This is a genomic window from Streptomyces prasinopilosus, from assembly GCF_001419695.1.
Lineage (GTDB): Bacteria > Actinomycetota > Actinomycetes > Streptomycetales > Streptomycetaceae > Streptomyces > Streptomyces prasinopilosus.
On sequence record NZ_LIRG01000607.1, the window covers coordinates 1 to 3,422 of the forward strand.

Here is a 3,422-nt window from a genome sequence, read left to right on the forward strand (position 1 = left end):
CCTCGTTGACCAGCAGGGTGGTGGTCCGTTCGGCGATCCGGTCGGCCGCCGCCCGGTGCGCGCGCGTGCCGACCCTGCGGTCCACCTCGTCCGGGGAGGCGTACGGGTCCTCGAACAGACCCCGTCTCGCCTTCAGGCGCAGGATGCGCAGGATCGACTCGTCGAGCCGCGCCTCGGTCAGCTCGCCGTCCCGGACGGCCCGCAGGACGGCGTTCCACGCCACGTCCAGGGAGGGCGGGTTGAGCAGCTGGTCCACGCCCGCCTTCAGGGCCAGCACCGGCACCCGGTCGTCGCCGTACTTCGTCCGCACGCCCTCCATGCCGAGGGAGTCGGTGACCACGACCCCGTCGTAGCCCAGCTCCTCGCGGAGGATGCCGGTGAGGATCGGGCGGGAGAGGGTGGCCGGATCGTCGGAGCCGTCGAGTGCCGGGACCATCAGATGCGCCGTCATGATCGAGTCGATGCCCGCGGCGATCGCCGCCCGGAACGGCGGCGCGTCCAGCTCCTCCCACTGCTCCCGGCTGTGGGTGATCACCGGGAAGCCGGTGTGGCTGTCGACGGCGGTGTCGCCGTGCCCGGGGAAGTGCTTGGCGGTCGCCGCGACCCCCGACCGCTGGAACCCGGCCACCTCGGCGGCCACCAGCCGCGCCACCGCCTCCGGATCGGACCCGAAGGACCGCACGCCGATGACCGGGTTGGCCGGATTGACGTTCACGTCGGCCACCGGGGCGTAGTCCTGACGGATGCCCAGGGCGCGCAGCTCGCGCCCCGCGATCCGGCCGAGCTCGCGCGCGTCGGAGCGGGAACCGCCCGCGCCGACGGCCATCGCGCCGGGGAACAGGGTGGCCGGCGCGCCGACCCGGGCGACGATGCCGTGCTCCTGGTCGGTGGAGATGAGCACCGGCAGTCCGCGCGGCAGGCCGAGGGACGCCTTCTGGATGCCGTTGGAGAGGCTCGCGATCTGGTGCGGATCGCGGGTGTTGTGCGCCCAGGTGAAGTAGATGATGCCGCCGACCCGATACTTCTCCAGCAGCTCGGCGGCCGTGCGCACGCCGATCTCCTTGAGGTTGGCGTCGATGTCGGCCTGGTCGGGGTCGGTGGCGGAGTGGCCGTAGACCCGCATCACGAACAGCTGGCCGACCTTCTCCTCCAGGCTCATCCGGGAGACGAGGGCGCGGAGTTTGCGCTCGTCCGGGGTGCCGTGGCCCGAGGGGGCGCCGGCCGCGTACGCGGGGGCCCCGGCGGCGAGGACGCCGGTGACCGCCGTCGTCGCGGCCAGGACCGCCCGTCTGGACAGCCGCGCCGCACCCCCCGTGCCCGCCGCGTTCACCGGGTCCACCGCGTTCACCGCGTCCGCCGGATCCACCGTGTCCGCCGGGTGCTCCGCCGTCTCCGCGTTCTCCGTGTTTCCTGTGCTTCCCGTGCTGCTGTCGGGCACGTGCGCTCCTTTGGGAGGTGATCCGCGGGGGATCCGCTGAAGGAAACTTCCAAGGGGTCACCAATATCCGGGAAGTTTCTGCCAGTCAAGGGAGTGCGCGGGAGGCGCGGCCGGGGACGGTCAGGACGCCCGGGGCGCGGAGGGCCGGTGGGCCGAGACGGCGGGCCAGTGGGCGCGCAGGGTGCGGACGGTCTCCGCGATCGCGGGACGGCGGGCCGCGCCGGCCCGCCACAGCGCGTACAGGTGCCGGACGGGCATCGGGTCGAGGGGGACCTCGACCACCCCGTCGGGCAGGGGGCCCCGGCCGAGCCGCGGGATCAGGGCGACGCCGAGTCCGGCCGCGACCAGGGCGACCAGGGTCGGGTTCTCGTCCGCCTGGTGCACGATGTCCGGCTCGTGCCCGGCGGCGCGCAGGGTGCGGACCAGCCACTCGTGGCAGACCCGCCCCGGCGGCTGGCAGATCCACCGCTCGCCGCCCAGTTCCTCGCGCCGCACCGCCGTGCCGCGCTCCGCGAAGGGGTGCCCGAGCGGCACCAGCAGATCGCACAGGTCGTCCCCGACGGCCGCCTGTTCCACGTCCGCCGGGGCGGGCAGCGGCGCGATGTCCCAGTCGTGGGCGACGGCGAGGTCGACCGCGCCCTTGGCGACCAGGTCCACGGACAGGTGCGGGTCGATCTCGGTCAGCCGGGTGTCGAGCGCGGGATGACGCAGCGCCAGGTCGGCCAGGACCGGCGGCATCAGCCCGCGGGCCGCCGACGCGAAGGCGGCGACGGTCAGCCGCCCGGACGGCACCCCGCGCCGCTCCTCCAGCTCGGTCTCGGCCCGCTCCACGATCGCCAGCAGTTCCTGCGCGGTGGCGACGAGATGGTGGGCCGCGTCGGTCAGGCGCACGCCCCGGCCCTCCCGCTCCAGCAGTACGGTCCTGGTCTCCCGCTCCAGCTTGGCGATCTGCTGGGAGACGGCGGAGGAGGTGTAGCCGAGCGCCGCGGCGGCGGCCCCGACGGTGCCGTGCACGGACACGGCGTGCAGGGCGCGCAGGCGCTGGAGGTCGAGCATGACGGCTCCCCGATCGGTAAGCGGTGCTTCATCCCACCATGCAGGAATCATCGCTGGTGCTGAAGGGTGGCGGGCGGTGATCCTCGGCGTATGCGTCCTTCCCACGTCCTGCTCGCCGTTCTCGTCGCCGCCGTCTGGGGCGTGAACTTCGTCGTCATCGAGATCGGCCTCGGCCACTTCCCGCCGCTGCTGTTCTCCGCGCTGCGCTTCCTCGTGGCGGCGGTCCCCGCGGTGTTCCTGGTGGGGCGCCCGAAGGTGGCGTGGAAGTGGATCGTGGGGGTGGGCCTCGCGCTCGGGGTGGCCAAGTTCGGGCTGCTGTTCGTCGGCATGGACGCGGGCATGCCGGCCGGGCTGTCCTCCCTGGTGCTCCAGATCCAGGCCGTGTTCACGGCGCTGTTCGCCTTCCTGCTCCTGGGCGAACGGCCCGCCCGCGTCCGGCTGGTGGGCATGGCGGTGGCCCTGGCCGGGATCGGCGTCGCCGCCGCCGACGAGGGCGCCTCGGGTCCCCTGGGGGCGTTCGCCCTGGTCGTCGCCGCGGCCGCCTGCTGGGGCGTGTCGAACGTGCTGACCCGCAGGGCCGCGCCCGCCGACGCCCTGAACTTCATGGTGTGGGTGAGCACGGTGCCGGTCCTGCCGCTGCTGGCGCTCTCCCTGCTCCTGGAGGGCCCCTCGCGGGACCTGGAGGCGCTGGGCGCGCTGGACCTGTCCGGAGCGGGAGCGCTGCTGTACGTCGCCTGGGGCGCCACCGTGTTCGGCTTCGGGGCCTGGGGGTGGCTGCTGCGCCGTCACCCCGCGTCGACGGTGGCGCCGTTCTCCCTGCTGGTGCCGGTCTTCGGGATGTCGTCGGCCGCCCTCTTCCTGGGCGAGCCGGTGTCCCCGCTGCGGTGGTGCGCGGCGGTGCTGCTGGTGGGCGGGGTGGCCCTCGCCT

3 protein-coding genes are annotated in these 3,422 nt (G+C 74.2%); 1 reads left to right on the forward strand and 2 read right to left on the reverse strand.

The features are described 5' to 3' along the window. Positions 1-1,438 (reverse strand): glycoside hydrolase family 3 protein (locus AOK18_RS23135; RefSeq protein WP_420865638.1); only part of this gene is annotated, 1,438 nt, incomplete at its 3' end. A 120-nt stretch (positions 1,439-1,558) separates the two neighbouring features. Then, positions 1,559-2,494 (reverse strand): LysR family transcriptional regulator, encoded by a 936-nt coding sequence (locus AOK18_RS23140; protein ID WP_055695588.1) that lies wholly within the window; start codon positions 2,492-2,494, stop codon positions 1,559-1,561. Positions 2,495-2,584: 90 nt separating this feature from the next. Here AOK18_RS23140 and AOK18_RS23145 point away from each other — a divergent pair. After that, the coding region (locus AOK18_RS23145) for an EamA family transporter (RefSeq protein ID WP_055695589.1) at positions 2,585-3,422 on the forward strand (838 nt) is incomplete at its 3' end.